Here is a 16,772-nt window from a genome sequence, read left to right on the forward strand (position 1 = left end):
CGCTTACGCCTTCACCGACGGCACAAAATCCTTGCCGACCGAGATCGCGCGCGGATCGATGATGCAGTGGAGGATCGACGGCTTGCCCGAAGCCAGCGCGCGCTCGAACGCCGGCGCGAACTCCTCGGTGCGCTCGACGCGCTCGCCGTGGCCGCCGAACGCCTTGGCGTACATCGCAAAGTCCGGGTTCTTGAGCTGAGTGCCGACGACGCGGCCGGGATAGTCGCGCTCCTGGTGCATGCGGATGGTGCCGTATTGCGAATTGTCGACGACGATGACGACGAGCGGCGCGTCGTACTGCACGGCGGTCGCAAACTCCTGCCCGTTCATCAGGAAGCAGCCGTCGCCGGCAAAGGCAACGACGGTGCGATCCGGATATTGGCGCTTTGCCAGCACCGCCGCCGGCACGCCGTACCCCATCGAGCCCGAGGTCGGGGCGAGCTGGGAGGCAAAACTGTGGAAGCGGTGATGGCGATGGATCCAGCCGGCATAATTGCCGGCGCCGTTGCAGACGATCGCGTCCTTCGGCAGCCGGTCGCGCAGCCAGGTCATGACCTGGCCGTACTGGAACGTGCCCGGCAGCTCGCGCGCCTTCTCGGTCCAGGCGAGGTAATCGGCATGCGCCTTGGCCGCCTCGCCCTTCCAGGCAACCGCCCCGGAGGGCTTCAGCGTCTCGACGGCCGCGGCGAACGCGGCGGGCGTCGCCTGGATCGCGAGCGCCGGCTGATAGACGCGGCCGAGCTCCTCGGAGCCCGGATGCACGTGGATCAGCTTCTGCTGCGGGGTCGGAATGTCGAGCAGCGTGTAGGACGAGGACGGCATCTCCGACATGCGGCCGCCGATGAGCAGAACGACATCGGCGCCGTCGATGCGCGCCTTCAGGCCCGGGCTCGGCCCGATGCCGAGATCGCCGGCATAATGCGAATGGTCGGCGTCGATCAGCGAGGCTCGGCGGAACGAGGTCGCCACCGGCAGGTCGAACCGCTCGGCAAAGCGCGCAATGCTCCTGGTCGCCTCATCGGTCCAGCGCGAGCCGCCGAGAATGACGAGCGGCGCCTTGGCGCTCGCGAGCATGGCGCTGACACGCTCAATGTCCGCGGGCGCGGGCCAGCTCACCGCCGGCTCGATGCGCATGGCATCGGCGACGGCGGCGGTCTCGGTCAGCATGTTCTCCGGCAGCGAGATCACCACGGGGCCCGGACGGCCCTGCATCGCGACGCGGAAGGCGCGCGCGACCAGTTCCGGAATGCGGTCGGGGCGATCGATCTCGACCGCCCATTTCGCCATGGTGCCGAACACGGCCTTGTAGTCGAGCTCCTGGAACGCCTCGCGCTCGCGCATGCCGGTATCGACTTGGCCGACGAACAGGATCATCGGCGTCGAATCCTGCATCGCGATGTGGACGCCGTGGCTGGCATTGGTCGCGCCGGGGCCGCGGGTGACGAAGCAGACGCCCGGACGCCCCGTGAGCTTGCCATAGGCCTCCGCCATCATCGCGGCGCCGCCTTCGGCGCGGCAGATCATGACGTCGATCGGGCTGTCATGCAGTGCGTCGAGCGCCGCCAGATAGCTCTCGCCCGGCACGCAGGTAACGCGCTCGACGCCTTGGGCAACGAGCTGATCGATCAGGATCTGGCCCCCGGTGCGGGTGTTACGAATGGTCATGACAGCTCCCTGCAGGCTTTGGCGACACGCTCGAGCGCCTCGCGGAAATTTCGTTCGCAGGTGGCGTAGGACAGGCCAACAGGAGGTGCAAGATCGAAAGGCTTCCCGCTCCCTGCGCAGGCGTCATGCCCGCCCCTGCTGTTTGCACTACCGCCCATTCGCGATGATGCGGCGGCAATGATCCAGCGCCGCGCCGATCAGGTTATCGCTCGCCTCCGGCGTGCGGAACGCCGAATGCGCCGAGAGCGTCACGTTCGGCAGTTTGGTCAGCGGATGGCCCGGGGGCAGCGGCTCGACGGTGAAGACGTCGAGGCCGGCATGGGCGATGTGGCCCGAACGCAGCGCATCGCACATCGCCTCCTCGTCGACCACGGCGCCGCGCGCGGTGTTGATCAGGATGCTGCCCGGGCGCATCATCCCGATGCGCTCGCGCGACAGGAAACCCTTGGTCTCGTCGTTGAGGAGCAGATGCAGCGAGACGACGTGGCTGTCCGCGAGGAGCTTCTCCAGCGGGACGAATTCGACGCCCGGATGCGTCTTCGGCGATCTGTTCCAGGCGATCACCTTCATGCCGCAGCCAAGCGCCATGCGCGCGGCTTCCGCCGCGATGCCGCCGAAGCCGATCAGGCCGAGCGTCTTGCCGGTGAGCTGCAGCGCATCGCGACGCAGCCAATTGCCCTCGCGCATGCCGCGATCCATCTCTCCGAAGCTCTTTGCAGAGGCCCACATCAGGGCGATCGCGCATTCGGCGACGGCGGTGTCGCCATAGCCCTTGATGGTGTGAACCGAGATGCCGCGCTGGCCCAGCTCCTCCGGATTCATGTAGCTGCGCGCGCCGGTGCCGAGGAAGACGACGTGCTTCAAGGCAGGACATTTCGCGGCAATCGCCGTCGGCACCGCGGTATGGTCGACGATCATGATCTCCACACCGTCAAGAAGGCGTGGCAGGTCGTCGGGAGTGATCGCGGGGTTGCGGTTGATGCCGACCGGAAGGCTGTCCCCGCGCAGCAGTTTCTCGGTCACCGCGGCAAGGGTGTCATTGGCATCGACGAAGAGAGCGCGCACGGGCCTGTCTTTCCTGTCCAGTTTAAAATACCGTATTGCATTTTAATCTGAATACAGAAATAGTCCAGACGCCGGGTTCGAATGTCCAGAAGCGACTGCCCAGGAGACTGCCATGAATCGCAGGGATGCACTCACCACTGTCGCCCTCGCCGGAGCCGCGATCGCCGCAACCGGTTCGGCCAAGGCCGACACCGCGCCGGGCTCGACGCTCGAACGGATCAAGAAGAGCGGCGTGCTGCGGATCGCCGTCATCGCCGGCCAGGATCCTTACTTCCACAAGGACCTCACCACCAATCAATGGTCGGGCGCCTGCATCGACATGGCGAACGACATCGCCGGCAAGCTCGGTGCCAAGGTCGAGACGCTGGAATCGACCTGGGGCAACCAGATCCTGGATCTCCAGGCCGAGAAGATCGACCTTGCCTTCGCCGTGAACCCGACACCGGAGCGCTCGCTGGTCATCGACTTTTCCACGCCCATCCTGGTGCACTCCTTCACCGTCATCACCAAGAAGGGTTTTGCCAAGCCGCAAACCTGGGCCGAGCTGAACAAGCCCGAGGTCAAGATCGCCGTCGACATCGGCTCGACCCACGAGACGATCGCGCGCCGCTATTGCCCGAAGGCGACGATCCTCGGCTTCAAGGAGCGCAACGAGGCGATCCTCGCCGTCGCAACCGGACGCGCGGACTGCAACATTTCGCTGGCGGTGCTTTCGGTCGCGACCTTGAAGAAGAACCCGACGCTCGGTGAGCTCGCGGTGCCACGTCCGCTGCTCACGCTGCCGACCAACATGGGCATCCGCGCCGAAAGCGACCGGCGCTACAAGGACTTCCTCAGCGCCTGGGCCGACTACAACCGCTCGCTGGGCCAGACCCGCGAATGGATGTTGAAGGGTTTCGAAGCCGTAGGTCTCGGCGCGGACGACATTCCCGGCGAAGTGCAGTTCTGAGCGCCAATCCGCGATGTATGTCTGGGGATTCGCGGTGCTCAAGCCGTACCGGAGCCCGCGTCGGCTTCATGAATGATGGCGTCATGGCCGGGATCGGTACGCCAGAGGAGATGATCCGCCAGCCGCGCAGCGAACGGCGGAAGTCCCTCCTCAGCCGGTTTCACGAAACGCATTAGACTGCCGGCCACGACCATCCCGAATCGGTGGGACGAACCATGAAACTCCGCGGCGGCTTCACGAATTACGGCGAGACGATCGGCATTCTGATGCTCGATACCCGCTTCCCGCGCCCGCGCGGCGACATCGGCAACGCGCTCTCCTACGACTTCCCGGTGCGCTACAAGATCGTGCGCGGCGCGCACGCCACAAGGATCATGGGCGACCAGCCCGATCCGACCCTGCTCGAGCCGTTCATCGCCGCGGCCCGCGAATTGGAAGCCGACGGCGTCAAAGCGATAACGACGAGTTGCGACTTCCTCGCGCCGTTCCAGAAGCAGCTCGCGGCTGCCGTGAACATCCCGGTCTTCACCTCGAGCCTGATCCAGGCGCCGCTGATCCACGCCATGCTCCCGCCCGGCAAGGTCATCGGCATCTTCACCGAACGCGGCCACCACATGAACGAAGGGCACTTCCGCGGCGTCGGCTGGTCGCCGGACGACATTCTCGTTCAAATCCAGGGCATGAAGCCCGATGCGCAGTTTCCCGCAACCTACATTCTCGGCCGCGAAGAGCTGGACACTGACGTGCTGCGCGCCGAGATGATCGAGATGACGGAAGCCTTCATGGCGTCCTGCAAAAATCCCGGCGCGATCCTGTTCGAGTGCACCAACATGTGCCCATTCTCGCGGGACGTCGCCGAGGTGTCGGGTCTGCCGGTGTTCGACATCAACACCCTGATCAACTTCTTCCATCGCGCGGCCCATCCCGTGCCGTTCCTGCGCTGAACCAGCCGGGACAGGCGGCGAGGCGCGCGATGAACGCGCAGGAGCCTAAAATAAGGCGGCGTTGACAGCCTGTCCGTAGATCATTGCAGCAACGAGTGAGAGCAGCAGGCCCGCTCCCGAGAATATGACGACGACTTTCAGAGTCTCGACATCGACATTGGTTCCCGTCGCGCGGGATATTGCTCTTGCCAGTGCAGCAATCATCGCCAGCTCCGAAGCGGGCCGCGCGGAAGCGAGGCCTCACTTCATCTAGCGTTACTCGGCGCATTCGCGTGTGAAGCAGATTACAGGTGATCCCGCTGCACCCAGCCCGTTGCAATCGCGCTCGCCCAGGTGAGCATTCCCCTGGCCCGCGCCAATGCTGCCATGGCCGTGGTGTCGTAGGCCACGTAGCGGAGCGTCGCGGACCAGCCTCTGTTGGCATGCTCCAGAATTGCGTAACACGCATGAGGGGTGCCGACCTCGACCACGTAGGGAACGGGCATCTTCCCGTCGTAACCGGGCAATCCAACGCTGCCGGGATTGACGACCAGCCGGCCATCCTTCAGACGCACCACGCGCGGAATGTGCGTGTGTGCGCACAGGATGATCTCGGCGTCGATCCCCTCGGCGCCGGCCTCAATAGAATCAATCCGGCTCGGACGCGGGCAGCCGTCGCCCGCGATGTGGTCGAGCCAGAACGCAGCATCATTCCCTGGCGATCCATGGCACAGGAACGCCCGCCCCCTATACATGAGCGTGGACGGCATGCTTGCCATCCACTCGAAATGCTTGCGTTCGAGCTCTCGGAAATCGCTGCGCGCCGATGTGCCGGCCTGCCACAGCTCCACGAGAATGCGGTCCTGATCGCCCTTGATGGACGGAAAGCCTCGCTCCATCAGCAGGTCAGCCGTTCGGGCCGCTTCGAGCGGACCGCTAACATGGTCGCCCAGGTTCACGACCTCGTTGATGCCGAGCGCAGCAATGTCCGCAAGGACGGCTTCGAGCGCCGGACGATTTCCGTGCACATCCGCGATGGCAGCAAATTTCACTTGGCCTCTCCATTCGAGATGGCCGACGATTCACCCAATGCGGGACGATGCAGGGATAGCGGGTCTCTTTAGCTGCATTTTTAGAAGCGCCCGCAAGCTGAGGATCAAATCGGCGCTGGACGAACGCTTACATGACCAAGGTGCTGCGATCAACCGATCTTCGCTCGCGCGGCCGGAGCCTGCGGCGCGCCGCGTTGGGCCGATAGCTCCGCCCACAGGCGGGAGCGCACGCCTTCATTGAGAGGCACAATGTGGAACGGCTGGCCGAAGATTGCGAGCGGCTCCTTGGCCGGCTCGAACCGCGGCCAGGCTTCCGCGATGTCGGGCGCGCCGGATGTGACGAAGCGCAGCACGCTTGCCTGAAACCGCGCGGCGACCTCGATATCCTCGGGCGTCATCGGCCCGCCCTTGCGCTTCAGGATCGGGCGGTCGATGAAATCCGGCGGGTGCGCCCAGAGGCAGGCATTGTCGGCACCGTGGGTCGGCCCCTGCGACAGGAACGGCTCCAGCGCCGGGCGATGGTCGAACCGGCTCAGCCACACCGCGCCGCCAGCCGCGGCATGAAGCCGCGCAAGATCTGCCATGGGGCGATGCCAGAACGCGTCGGACAGCAGCGCCTCGTACGGATCCTCGTCGACGCGCGCTGTGGCGCGGTAATACGCCAGCAGACGTTGCCAGCCGGCATCGCCGACTGCGGCGCGCACTTGTCGTTCGGTGGTGCGGATCATCGCGGCCGGCGGCGTGCTCTTCAGGAACATCACCATCTCGTCGCGGCAGGAGCCGAGCCAGAGCGGAATGTCGCGCAAGGTTCCTTCGGCGAAGACGTCCCGCGGCTCGCGCGGAATCACGATTCCGTCGAGCACCGGGCCGAACACGGTGCCTTGTTCGGTCTCGTCCGCAAGCCTGCGACTGACGCGCTCCACCGCCGCGAAGAGCTTTGGCAGTGGCAAAGAGGCAATCGCGGTTGGGTCGTGCGCTAATTCGAGCTCGGCAAGCACGCGGCGTGCAACGTCGTCGGCATGATCGGCGCTCATGATGTTCCGCCCGGGCGCGCTGAGCGCGAGGGCGCGAATGAACTTGCCTCTGGCCTGCGGCAGGGTTGCGAGCGCGATCACCATCGAGGCGCCGGCCGACTGGCCGGACAGCGTGATCGCGTCAGGATCGCCGCCGAAATCCGCGATATTGGCGCGCACCCAGCCGAGCGCGGCGAGCGAATCCGAGATCGCGAGGTTGTTGGCCTCGCCGAGCCCAAGGCGATGCAATTGCAGGAATCCGAGCGGGCCGAGCCGGTAGTTGATGGTGACGATCACCGCCGGACCGTGCGCGGCGAGGAATGCGCCGTCATAGTCGGCGCCGCCGCCGGTGACGAAGGCGCCGCCATGGATGAAGACCAGCACCGGCAGCGGCCGATCGGCCTCTGCCGGCGTCCAGATGTTCAGGCTGAGACAGGCAGCCTCGTCCGCATGATCGAGATGGCCCGGCTGCGGCGCGTAAGCACCGTAGCCCGTGCAGCGGAGCGGCTCCGTCCACGCTTTCGGCGGCATTGCCTTGGCAAAGCGCGGCGCGGTTGCGAACGGCACGCCCTTGAAGGCACGCATACCGGCCTGCGTGGTGCCGACGACGGGGCCACTCGTGGTCTGAACTGCGCTGGTCAGCATGCGTGCCTCGTCTTCACTCAAGCGCGCCGCTTGCCGAGATCGGCGATGTCGACGGTGTGGGTTTCGCGCGCCGTCGCCGCAGCGGCTGCCGAGATCACGCAGCAGCAGGCGACGAAGATCGCGACGGGGACCCAGCCGTTCGGCCCCTCCCCGACCAGGCTCGCGCTCACCAGCGGCGTGAAGCCGGCGACGAGAAAGCCGAGCTGCGTGCCGATCGCGGTGCCGGAATAGCGCACGCGCGCCTCGAACATCTCGGCGTAGAACGACGGCCAGATCGCGTTCGGCGCGGCGTAGACGATGCCGGACAGGATCATCGCGGCGGCGAAGATCGCGATCGTGTTGCCTGACGTCACCAGCATGAAGTACGGGAACAGCAGCACCGCGCAGCCGAGCACGCCGCCGATGAACACCGGCTTGCGGCCGATCTTGTCGGCGAGCAGGGCCCAGAGCGGCTGGGTGAGCAGCGCCGTGACGTTGCCGAGCACGCCGGCCCACAGCATGGTCGGGCGCGCGACGCCGAACTTGCTGGTGACATAGCCGAGCGCGAACACGGCGGTCATCGTGCTCACGGTCGCGATCAGCGCGCAGACGATGACGCGCAGCACGTCGGGCCAGTAGTCGCGCAGCAGGGCGACGACGGGGAAGCGCGCAACTTGCGCCTTGCCCTTGATGTCTTCGAACACGGGCGTTTCCGGCATGGTCCGCCGCACCACGTAGGCGACCAGCAGCACCAGAGCGGAAAGCAGGAACGGAACGCGCCAGCCCCAGCTCAGAAGCTGGTCCTCCGGCAGGCTCGATACCGGAATGAATACCAGCGTCGCCAGGATCGCACCGGCCTGGGTGCCGCTCAGGGTCCAGCTCGTGAAGAAGGCGCGGTTGGAGTTGGCCGAATGCTCCAGCGTCAGCGAGTTCGCCCCGCTCTGCTCGCCGGCGGCCGAGAGGCCCTGTAACAGGCGAAGCAGCGTCAGGATGACGGGCGCGGCATTGCCGATCGCCTTGGCATCCGGCAACAGGCCGATCGCAAGCGTCGAGCCACCCATCAGTACCAGTGTGAACAGCAGCACCGTCTTGCGACCAATGCGGTCGCCGAAATGGCCGAGGATGACGGCGCCGACGGGGCGCGCGATGTAGCCGATGCCGAAGCTGAGGAGCGCGAGCAGTGTCCCGGTCGAGGGATCGACATTGGCGAAGAACACTTTTGGAAAGATCAGCGCGGCCGCGGTGCCGTAGATGAAGAAGTCGTAGTATTCGAGCATGCTGCCGACGAAGCTGACCAGCGCGGCGCGCTTCGGCAGCTTGCCCGGTGTTGCCTCCGCTGCGGATGACGCGTGCAGCGATGCGGTTGACGTCAACGTCATTGCAAGTCCTCCCCATGTGTCCGGCGCGGCTCGCGTCAGGCGGTCCGCCGCGCGCGCGTTTTGTGGTTCTGGTTGCCGCAACCGTGGTTTGGAGGGATAATGTACGAACTAGTACGTTTATGCAATACGCGTTGGATCAAGGCACGGACGGGTGAAATTTGCCTTCACCTTCAAGGTGATCCGTGGAAACTGGCGGGAGAAACAGTGATGCTCGAGCGCATGCCGCCCCCATCGAAGCGCACCAACGACCCCGAGCGCACCAAGCGCGACATCCTCGAAGTGGCGATGGCCGAATTCGCCTCGGAGGGCTATTCCGGCGCCCGCGTCGATGCGATCGCGGCCCGCACGCGCACGTCGAAGCGGATGATCTACTATTATTTCGGCGGCAAGGAGCAGCTCTACCTCGCGGTGCTGGAGGAGGCCTATCGCAGCATCCGCGCGCTGGAGGATCAGCTCGACATCGAAAGCTGCGATGCGCGCGAGGGATTGCGCCGGCTGATCGAGGCGACCTTCGACCACGACGAGCGCAACCCGAACTTCATCCGCCTCGTCTCAATCGAGAACATCCATCACGGCAAGCACCTGAAGCAGAACCTGCAACTGCGCCAGCTCAACGCCAGCGTGATCGCGACGCTCGACGGCATCCTCGAGCGCGGCCGCACTGAGGGCGTCTTCCGCGACGACGTCGACGCCATCGACCTGCACCTGGCCATCAGTTCCTACTGCTTCTTCCGCGTCGCCAACCGCCACACCTTCGGCGCCCTGTTCGACCGCGACCTGAGCGAACCCAGGATGCTGGCGAGGAGTCGGACGCAGATCGTGGAGATGATTTTGGCGTGGCTGGGGGCGAAGGGGTAAAGCGGCGAGAATAGCGCCAAATATTCCGTGTCGTCCTGGCGAAGGCCAGGACCCATAACCACCGAACGCAGTTTGGCGAAAACTCGGGGTTACCAGCTCGTGCGGCAACATCTCCCTGGGATAATGGGTCCTGGCTTTCGCCAGGACGACGAACAAGAATCACCCGCTCCGCTTCCCCCGCGTGCTCGCCAGCAGCACCAGCATGAAGGAGGCCGCCGTCATCAACGTCGAGATCGCGGCAATGGTCGGGTCGATCTCGTCGCGGAGCGCGGTGAACATGCGCTTGGTCAGCGGCTGGTACTGCCCGCCGGAAATGAACAGCGCAACGATGGTCTCGTCCATCGCCGAGATGAAGGCGAAGATGCCGCCGGCCACCACGCTGGACTTGATCTGCGGCAGCGTCACCGCGAAGAAGCTGCGCAGGCGGTTCATGCCGAGGCTGCGCGCCACCATCTCCTGCGCCGGATCGAAGCTCTGCAAGCCCGCGAGCACCGAAATGATGACGTATGGCAGGCCCAGCATCACATTGGCGAGCACGAGGCCCGGCAGGGTCGCGACCAGGCCGACCTTGGCATAGACGAAGAAGATGCCGACCGCGGTGATGATGATCGGCACCACCAGCGGCAGCAGCAGCATCATGTGGATGAGGCGCATGATGCGCAGCTTGGACTGGCTGATGGCGTAGGCGGCGGCAACCCCGAGCGGCGTCGCGATCAGAACGGTCAGCAGCGCGACCGTCAGCGTCACCCGCGTCGCCTGCATCCAGGCCGGGTTTGAAAAATACTGCTGGTACCAGCGCAGCGAGAAGGACGGCGGTGGGAAGGTCAAGAAGCGCGCGCTGGAGAAGGAGATCGGCGCGATGATCAGCACCGGCAGGATCAGATAGACCAGCACCAGCGCGCTGATCACGTACAGGGCCATCCGTGCGGGGGACAATCGCGTCATTTCTGCCCCAATATGCGATCGAGCGAAATGAAGCGGCTGACGACGAGGAAGATCAGGAGCACGCTGACGAGCAGCACCACCGCGACGGCGCTCGCAGCCCCGAACTGGTTGTAGAGCTCGACATTGCGGCTCACCAGCATCGACACCATCACGGTGCGGCCGCCGCCGAGCAACTCCGGCGTGATGTAGAAGCCGAGGCAGAGCACGAACACCATGGTGCAGCCGGCGAGCACGCCCGGCAGCGACAGCGGCAGGAAGACACGGACGAAAGTGAGCGACGGGCTCGCCCCCAGGCTGGCGCCGGCCTGCATCAGGTCGCCGGGGATCTTCTGCATGGTGGCATAGAGCGGCAGCACCATGAACGGCAGCAGGATGTGCACGGTTGCCACCACCGTGCCGAAGGTGTTGTGGACCAGCGCGAGCGGCTCGGAGATCACATCGAGATAGCGCAGGAACTGGTTGATCACGCCGGTGCGCTGGAGCAGCGCGAGCCACGCATAGGCGCGGACCAGCACGCTGGTCCAGAACGGCAGCACGACCAGCGAGAGGATGAGGATGCTCCACCCTTTCGGGACAGAGTTGGCAAGATAGGCCACGGGATAGCCGAGCAGCAGCGCGATTCCGGTGACCGCGAGGCTGATCTCGAAGGTCAGCGCGAAGCTGCGCCAGTAAATGTCCTCGGTGAAGACGCGGCGATAGCTCTCCAGCGTGAAGCCGTCATGGTAGACCGACTGCAAGACGAGCCAGCCGACCGGCAGCACGATCAGAGCCAGGATCACCAGCAGCGCCGGCGACACCAATGCCAGCATCAGGCCGTGCTCGCGACGCTGATGCTTTTGGGAGGGATCTGGCACTGATATCGTCAACGCTGCCTCGCTTCGCTCTTCGTCTACTTCTGCATGAACGAGGCCCAGCGCTTCTCGGCCGCCTCGCCGGCCGGCGAGGACCACCAGGCGTAGGACATCAGCGCCTGCTTGGCCGCGTTGGCCGGCTCGCTCGGCAATTGCGCCGCGCGCTCGGGCTTGATCACATTGGTCTCGAACGCCTTGGGATTACCCGGACCGTAGTCGATATGCAGCGGCAGATTGGCCTGGTGCACGGGATCGACGGCCTCGTTGAGAAATTTCACCGCGGTCTCGAGATTCGGCGCGCCCTTGAGGATACAGAGCGAGGTGCTCTGAAGGATGCCCTGGTTGTAGGTGAAGGACACCTTGGCGCCCTCCTTGGCCACCGCGCTGACGCGGCCGTTCCAGGCCATCTCCATGTCGACCTCGCCATCGTTGAGGAGCTGTGCCGACTGCGCGCCCGAGGTCCACCACACCGTGATGTGCGGCTTGATCTCCTCCAGCTTCTTGAAGGCGCGATCGACGTCGAGCGGGTAGAGCTTGTCGGGCGCGACACCGTCGGCCATCAGCGCCGCCTCGAGCGTGGCGATGGGGTGATTGCGCAGCGCGCGGCGGCCGGGGAATTTCTTGACGTCCCAGAAATCGACCCAGCTGTTCGGCGCGTCCTTCGGGAAGGTCTTCTGGCTGTAGGCCAGCACGCTGGAATAGAACTCGTAGGACACCGAATAAGGGCTGCGATAGGCCTCCGGCATCGCCGCGGCGTTCGGGATCTTCGAGAAGTCGAGCTTCTCGATCAGCCCCTGCTCGCCACCGCGCAGGCAATAGCCGGTTGGCGTGTCCACGACATCCCAGATCGGCTTGCCGCTGCCGACCTGCGTCTTGATCGCGGGCCAGGCGTCGGGGATGGAATCCTGGTTGATGGTGATGCCGAGCTTTTTGGCGGAGGGATCGAGGATCGCCACCGTCTGCGCCGCCTGATAGGCGCCGCCTTGCGAGACGAAGGTGATCTGCTCGGCTGCGCTTGCCGCCGTGCCGCCAAACGCGATCGCGCCCAACAGGGCGTAGCCCAATGCGGAATTCTGTTTCGTCGTCATCCTCGCCTCCTCCATCGCCAAAGTGATTTCACTGACCGATCGCATCGAGAAACTGGTACCAGCCGGCGACCATGCGCACGGCCGGCTCGCGCAGCGGATAGAACGGAATCGCCTTCATGCGCCGCGCGTCGAGCAGGCCGACATCCGGCGTCTCACCGCGCACGAAGGCAGCAAGGTAGCGCCCCATCAGGCTCGACATCGCAACGCCCGCGCCGTTGTAGCCCATCGAGAACAGCGTGCGGTCGTCGAGCCGGCCGATATGCGGCACCGAGTCCAGCGTCATGGCGACGAGGCCCGACCATTTGTAGGCGAGCGGCACCTCAGTGAGATCGGGAAAGATGCCGACCATCGCCTTGCGCAAGGCGTCGAACGCGGCTTCGGAGTCCTGCTTGCCGAAGGCGCCGCGGCCGCCAAAAATGACGCGGTTGTCGACCATGCGGAACCAGCGCATCATGCGCTTGGTCTCGGTGTAGGTGCGCCCCGTCGGCATCAGTTTTCCGGCGAGATTGCGCGGCAGCTTGTCGGTCGCAATGATGGCGCTGCGGAACGGGATCAGCGTGCGCTGCATCTGCGCGGTGGCGCCGGTGAGGTCCGAGTAGCTGTTGGTGGCGATGATGGCCTGCTTCGCCCGCACCGCGCCCTGCGGCGTCTCCGCGACGATGCCGCCCTGCTCTCGCCTCAGCTTGAGCACCGGCGATTCCTGGAAGATCGGGACACCGCGGCGTGCCACGCCGTCGGCGAGACCGCGCAGATAGTTCAGCGGATGAATGCCGCCGGAGCCGGGATTGAGCACGCCGCCGACGAAGATGTCGGAGCCGGTCTCCTCGCGCACGCCGCGCTTGTCGAGGATGCGGACCTCCACATCGCCCATCTCGCGCGTCATCCAGTTGGCTTCGTCGATCGCAGCCCTCAAGGTCGTCTCGTTATGCGCCGCCTTGACCTGGCCGGCGCGCGTCAACGCGGCGCTGCTGATGCCGAACTCGGACACCAGCTCCTCGACGATGTCGGTGGATTCATGCGCGATCTCGTACATGCGCCGCGCCATGGCGCGGCCGTGCACGGCGTCAATCTCGCGAAACGAGAGGCGGAACTTTGCGGTGATCACCCCGCCATTGCGCCCGCTCGCGCCCCAGCCGGGGCGGTTAGCCTCGAGCACGATCGGCGACAGGCCGCTCTTGGCGATGTGGTGCGCGGCGGAGAGGCCGGTATAGCCCGCACCGATGATCACCACGTCCGCCTGGCTCTCGCCCGACAGCACCGGAAACGCGCGCGCCGGTTCCGCCGTGGCTTCCCACAGCGAGTTGGCCGATGGCAGCGCGCTCCAGTCCCGTGTCATGCCCGCGCTCACCGATTTAGGCCGCCGGCCCGATCGCCGCGTCGGCAAGTGCCTTCAACGTCGGGAAATGGAAGTCCGGCTTGGTCAGCGTCTCCACCGCCGGCGTGCCGCCGAAGCCCGCGATGCCCTGGCGGCGCTCGATCCAGCACACCTTGTAGCCGAGCTTCCGAGCGATCCCGATGTCGTGGTACTGGCTCTGCGCGACGTGGAGGATGTCGGACTGCTTGTAGCCGAAGGCCGATTGGCGACCCTTGTTGTAGGCGAAGAACTCCGGGTTCGGCTTGGCGACGCCGGTGTCGTCGGCGCAAACGGTGTCGTCGAAGGGATTGCCGAGCGCGTGCGCGTAACAGGACAGCGCGACGCGATCCGCATTGGTCATCGCCACGAGGCGGAATTTCGTGCGCAGGCGCTTCAGGGCCTCGACCGAGTCCGCGAACGGCCCCCAGCGCAGCACCGACAGCTGGAAGACGTCGCAGCACGCATCGTCGGAAGGCAATCCGAGCTCCTTGGCGAGATGGCGATAGACGTGGAACATCGCCTCGCTGGAGCGCTCATAGTGCCTGTCGCGGCCGCGCTTGTACGGCTCGAAGATCTGCTCGTCGCTGAGCTCGGCCGGCGACTTGCCCGAGATCTTGCGCACCGCGGAGAGCACGCCGGCCTCGAAATCGATCAAGGTGCCGACGACGTCGAAGGTGAGGACCTTGAAATTGCTGAACGCGGCTTGGGACGACATGTTGGTCTCTTCTCTCGGGTTGGACTAGGCTGGATTCAGTCCCCTACCCTGGGCACGACGATGGTGTCCTCGGGGTGGAGGGTGACGGTGAGGCTGCCGCCGAGCGGCGGGATCCGGCTGTAGGCCTGATGGTAGCTCGGCTGGCGCAGGCTGAGCGCGACGCCGCCTTCGAGCGCCAGGAAGATGCGCAGGCTCTCGCCCTGGTAGACGATGTCGGTGACGGTGCCGCTGAGCCGGTTGCAGGCGGCATCCTGCGCGCCGTCGTCGATCAGCAGCTTCTCGCTGTGCACGGCCAGCATCAGGGCGTCGCCGTCGGGAATGGCGCGGGCACTGCGCAACAGGGCGCTGCCGAGCGCCACGCTGGAGGCATCGACGCGGCGGACTGGCAACATCGTCGCCTCGCCGATGAAGCTTGCGACGAAGGAATCGGCGGGATGGTCGTGCAGGCGCGCGGGCTCGTCGATCTGGATAAGCCGGCCGTCCTTCATCACGGCGACGCGGTCGCTCATGGTCAGCGCCTCGCGCTGGTCATGGGTGACGTAGATGATGGTGGCGCCGATGCGCCGGTGCAGCGCGCGCAGCTCGATCTGCATGGATTCGCGCAGCTGCTTGTCGAGCGCGGATAGCGGCTCGTCCATCAGGATCAGACGCGGCTCGAAGATCATGGCGCGTGCCAGCGCCACGCGCTGGCGCTGGCCGCCGGAGAGCTGCGCGATGCCGCGTTCCTCGTAGCCGACGAGGCCGACCATCGCGAGCGCGGCGCGGACCTTCTCGGGCCAGCTCGCTTTCGGCAGGTGGCGCGCACGCAGGGGGAAGGCGACGTTCTCGCCGACGCTCATGTGCGGGAACAGCGCGTAGTTCTGGAACACGACGCCGATGTCGCGCTTGTGCGGCGGCATGTAAGTGACGTCGCGGCCGCCGAACAGGATGGTGCCGCTGGATGGCAGGATGAAGCCGCCCAGGATGCCGAGCAGCGTGGTCTTGCCGGAACCGGACGGGCCGAGCAGGGAGACGAACTCACCGGCGCCGACATTGAGGGACACGTCGTCGAGGGCGCGAACCGCGCCGTAAGCCTTGCTTGCGGACCTGATCTCGACGCTTTCCGCTCGTTTGTCCAACGATCGACCTCGCCATGTCCTGAGCCGGCGTGCCTCACTGCGCGCCATAAGCCTGCTTTATAGACAGGGATTTGGAGCACTCCTGGTTGCAGCGTGCACTGCAACCAATCCTTTGCTCGAAGCCCCTGTCTTTAGGCTGTCATGCGAATGACACCAGACTTGGCAAAACTCGGCAATTGCCAAATTCTCACCCGGCTCATAACATGACCTTATGCCCGAGCTCCGCCGGATGCTGCCGTCCAGTAACGCCCTGTTCGTCTTCGACGCAGCAGCGCGCAATGGCAGTTTCACCGCGGCAGCCGCCGAATTGAACGTCACGCAGCCCGCGGTGAGCCGGATGCTCGGTCAGTTCGAGCAGCATCTCGGCGTCCGCCTGTTCGACCGCAAGGCCGGCCGCGCGGTGCTCACCGAGGAAGGCGAGTTGCTCTATCGCCGTGTGCTCGAAGGCTTTCGCAGCATCGAGAGCGGCCTCGTCGAGATCGAACGGCGGCGCAAGGGCACCGAGACGGTGACGCTGTCGGTCTCCTCCGCCTTCACCACGCATTGGCTGATGCCGCGCATCGACAAGCTGCAGCGGCAGTTTCCTGAGGTCGATTTGCGCTTCCAGCTGATCTCCGGCGCGCTGCGCGGGCCGGTGGAGAATGTCGATCTCGGCATGCGCTTTCGCGACCGCGACGAGCCGTCGTCCGGCGGCACGCTGGTGATGAAGGAAGTGATGCTGCCGATGTGCAGCCCCAGCTATCTCGACGAGACCGATCCTGCCGAGGGCAACACCATCATCCGCCTCGCCGAGACGCCGGGCGACTGGGCCGCGGATTACGCCTCGCTTCTCACCGGGCGCCGCGGCGCGGCCAAGGCGCTGAGCTTCACCGACTATGCCGTCGTGATGCAGGCTGCCCTGCTCGGCCAGGGCATTGCGCTCGGCTGGCTGACGGTCGCTTCGCACTGGCTCCTGACCGGCGCGCTGGTGCCGGCGTCCGACACGCTCACCACCACGCGCCGCATCTGCGAATTCCTGCCGCCGCGCAACCGGCCGATGCGCCCCATCGCCACTGAAATCCGCGACTGGATCATCGCGCAGATGAAAAGCGAGATCGCCGCGATCGACAAGCTCTATCCGAAACTCGGCGCGATGGCCGCGTGCTATTAGTTGCCCCCTCTCCCCGCAATCGG

At 65.5% G+C, this 16,772-nt stretch carries 16 protein-coding genes and 1 riboswitch; of the genes, 4 read left to right on the forward strand and 12 right to left on the reverse strand.

The features are described from left to right. Nucleotides 1-3: 3 nt before the first annotated feature. Complete coding sequence (locus AAFG50_RS33740; protein ID WP_028174504.1) at nucleotides 4-1,665, reverse strand: thiamine pyrophosphate-binding protein; 1,662 nt, start codon at nucleotides 1,663-1,665, stop codon at nucleotides 4-6. A 147-nt stretch (nucleotides 1,666-1,812) separates the two neighbouring features. Then, nucleotides 1,813-2,730 carry an NAD(P)-dependent oxidoreductase gene (locus AAFG50_RS33745; RefSeq protein WP_028174503.1) on the reverse strand — a complete coding sequence of 306 codons (918 nt, stop codon included), beginning with the start codon at nucleotides 2,728-2,730 and terminating at the stop codon, nucleotides 1,813-1,815. A gap of 112 nt (nucleotides 2,731-2,842) precedes the next feature. Between AAFG50_RS33745 and AAFG50_RS33750 the strand changes: the two genes are divergently transcribed. Both AAFG50_RS33750 and AAFG50_RS33755 read left to right on the forward strand, forming a co-directional pair. After that, nucleotides 2,843-3,679, forward strand: coding sequence for a transporter substrate-binding domain-containing protein (locus AAFG50_RS33750; RefSeq protein ID WP_011089555.1), 837 nt, complete (start codon nucleotides 2,843-2,845; stop codon nucleotides 3,677-3,679). Between the two features lie 215 nt (nucleotides 3,680-3,894). Further along, entirely contained in the window at nucleotides 3,895-4,623 is a 729-nt protein-coding gene (locus AAFG50_RS33755) for an aspartate/glutamate racemase family protein (protein WP_028174502.1), read from the forward strand. A 45-nt stretch (nucleotides 4,624-4,668) separates the two neighbouring features. Here the strand turns inward: AAFG50_RS33755 and AAFG50_RS33760 are convergent, their stop codons facing one another. The 4 genes from AAFG50_RS33760 to AAFG50_RS33775 all read right to left on the reverse strand — a co-directional run bounded on the left by AAFG50_RS33760 (nucleotide 4,669) and on the right by AAFG50_RS33775 (nucleotide 8,670). Continuing rightward, nucleotides 4,669-4,827: a hypothetical protein gene (locus tag AAFG50_RS33760; RefSeq protein WP_165448172.1), complete on the reverse strand. Its 159-nt coding sequence runs from the start codon at nucleotides 4,825-4,827 to the stop codon at nucleotides 4,669-4,671. Nucleotides 4,828-4,907: 80 nt separating this feature from the next. Beyond that, nucleotides 4,908-5,654, reverse strand: coding sequence for a metallophosphoesterase family protein (locus tag AAFG50_RS33765; protein ID WP_011089558.1), 747 nt, complete (start codon nucleotides 5,652-5,654; stop codon nucleotides 4,908-4,910). 47 nt (nucleotides 5,655-5,701) lie between these two features. Then, nucleotides 5,702-5,780, reverse strand: a riboswitch (SAM riboswitch). 23 nt (nucleotides 5,781-5,803) lie between these two features. Further along, on the reverse strand, nucleotides 5,804-7,312 hold the full coding sequence (locus tag AAFG50_RS33770; RefSeq protein WP_028174501.1) for a carboxylesterase family protein: 1,509 nt from the start codon (nucleotides 7,310-7,312) through the stop codon (nucleotides 5,804-5,806). A gap of 17 nt (nucleotides 7,313-7,329) precedes the next feature. After that, entirely contained in the window at nucleotides 7,330-8,670 is a 1,341-nt protein-coding gene (locus AAFG50_RS33775; RefSeq protein WP_028174500.1) for an MFS transporter, read from the reverse strand. A 207-nt stretch (nucleotides 8,671-8,877) separates the two neighbouring features. Here AAFG50_RS33775 and AAFG50_RS33780 point away from each other — a divergent pair, with 207 nt between their 5' ends. Next, on the forward strand, nucleotides 8,878-9,528 hold the full coding sequence (locus tag AAFG50_RS33780) for a TetR/AcrR family transcriptional regulator (protein ID WP_028174499.1): 651 nt from the start codon (nucleotides 8,878-8,880) through the stop codon (nucleotides 9,526-9,528). Between the two features lie 159 nt (nucleotides 9,529-9,687). Here AAFG50_RS33780 and AAFG50_RS33785 read toward each other — a convergent pair whose 3' ends face one another. The 6 genes from AAFG50_RS33785 to AAFG50_RS33810 form a co-directional block, all read right to left on the reverse strand. Continuing rightward, nucleotides 9,688-10,473, reverse strand: coding sequence for an ABC transporter permease (locus tag AAFG50_RS33785; protein ID WP_028174498.1), 786 nt, complete (start codon nucleotides 10,471-10,473; stop codon nucleotides 9,688-9,690). Then, nucleotides 10,470-11,282 carry an ABC transporter permease gene (locus AAFG50_RS33790; protein WP_039185875.1) on the reverse strand — a complete coding sequence of 271 codons (813 nt, stop codon included), beginning with the start codon at nucleotides 11,280-11,282 and terminating at the stop codon, nucleotides 10,470-10,472. The genes AAFG50_RS33785 and AAFG50_RS33790 overlap by 4 nt, the downstream gene beginning before the upstream one ends. A gap of 80 nt (nucleotides 11,283-11,362) precedes the next feature. Beyond that, nucleotides 11,363-12,412, reverse strand: a complete 1,050-nt coding sequence (locus tag AAFG50_RS33795) for an ABC transporter substrate-binding protein (RefSeq protein WP_028174496.1) — start codon at nucleotides 12,410-12,412, stop codon at nucleotides 11,363-11,365. A gap of 28 nt (nucleotides 12,413-12,440) precedes the next feature. Beyond that, on the reverse strand, nucleotides 12,441-13,748 hold the full coding sequence (locus AAFG50_RS33800; protein WP_028174495.1) for an FAD-binding oxidoreductase: 1,308 nt from the start codon (nucleotides 13,746-13,748) through the stop codon (nucleotides 12,441-12,443). A gap of 16 nt (nucleotides 13,749-13,764) precedes the next feature. Further along, nucleotides 13,765-14,481, reverse strand: coding sequence for an HAD family hydrolase (locus AAFG50_RS33805; protein ID WP_028174494.1), 717 nt, complete (start codon nucleotides 14,479-14,481; stop codon nucleotides 13,765-13,767). Between the two features lie 35 nt (nucleotides 14,482-14,516). Further along, on the reverse strand, nucleotides 14,517-15,599 hold the full coding sequence (locus AAFG50_RS33810; RefSeq protein ID WP_028174493.1) for an ABC transporter ATP-binding protein: 1,083 nt from the start codon (nucleotides 15,597-15,599) through the stop codon (nucleotides 14,517-14,519). Nucleotides 15,600-15,810: 211 nt separating this feature from the next. Here AAFG50_RS33810 and AAFG50_RS33815 point away from each other — a divergent pair, with 211 nt between their 5' ends. Further along, the gene (locus AAFG50_RS33815; RefSeq protein WP_028174492.1) at nucleotides 15,811-16,749 is read left to right on the forward strand and encodes a LysR family transcriptional regulator; all 939 of its coding nucleotides are present in this window, start codon (nucleotides 15,811-15,813) and stop codon (nucleotides 16,747-16,749) included. Nucleotides 16,750-16,772: the final 23 nt, after the last annotated feature.

The organism is Bradyrhizobium sp. B039 (assembly GCF_038965675.1).
GTDB classification, from domain to species: domain Bacteria; phylum Pseudomonadota; class Alphaproteobacteria; order Rhizobiales; family Xanthobacteraceae; genus Bradyrhizobium; species Bradyrhizobium diazoefficiens.